This window comes from Streptomyces lomondensis (genome assembly GCF_014651035.1).
In the GTDB taxonomy this organism is placed as follows: Bacteria; Actinomycetota; Actinomycetes; order Streptomycetales; family Streptomycetaceae; genus Streptomyces; species Streptomyces lomondensis.
The window spans coordinates 1-774 of the sequence record NZ_BMWC01000046.1 but is presented as its reverse complement, the minus strand read 5'-3'; the positions used below and the strand labels follow the sequence as shown (position 1 = coordinate 774).

Annotated in this window: 1 pseudogene; it reads left to right on the top strand. The window is 70.2% G+C overall.

Annotated elements, in window-relative coordinates:
- Positions 1–774 (top strand): annotated as a pseudogene (locus tag IE255_RS38880) (IS5 family transposase); the annotation flags it as partial.

Sequence of the window (774 nt, the reverse complement as noted above, 5' to 3'; positions counted from 1 at the left end):
CTGACTGATGAGTCGTGGGCGGTGATCGAGCCGTTGCTGGCTCCGCCGCGGATGGGCCGACCGGTGCGGGACCGCCGCCAGGTGGTCAACGGCATTCTGTGGAAGCTGTCCACCGGGGCGGCCTGGCGGGACCTGCCCGAGCGTTATGGCCCGTGGAAGACGGTCTACGAACGCTTCCGCCGCTGGTCGGCCGACGGCACCTGGGACCGGCTCCTGGCCCACGTCCAGCAACACTGCGACGCCATTGGCGCCGTGGACTGGACGATCGTGTGTGTCGACTCCACCACCGTGCGGGCTCACCAGCATGCGGCCGGGGCGAGAAAAGGGGGGCCTGGCCGGGCGAGGCGATCGGCCGGTCCCGCGGGGGGCTGACCACGAAGATCCACCTCGCCTGCGACGGGCAGGGCCGGCCGCTGGCCTTCACGATCAGCGCCGGCAACGTCAACGACTGCACCCAGTTCGAGCAGGTCATGACCCGCATCAGCATCGCGCGGCGCGGGCCCGGACGGCCCAGAACCAGGCCCGAACGGGTTGTCGCGGACAAGGGCTACTCGTCCACGAAGATCCGCGCTTACCTGCGCAGGCGAGGTATCAAGGCCGCCATCCCGGAGCGGATCGACCAGATCAACGGCCGTATCCGGCGCGGCGAGAGCCGGTGCCGGCTGGACCGGGCGGCCTACCGGCGCCGCAACGTCATCGAGCGCTGCTTCAACCGGCTCAAGCACAACAAGGCCCTGGCCACCCGCTACGACAAACTCGCCCGCCACTACCAGG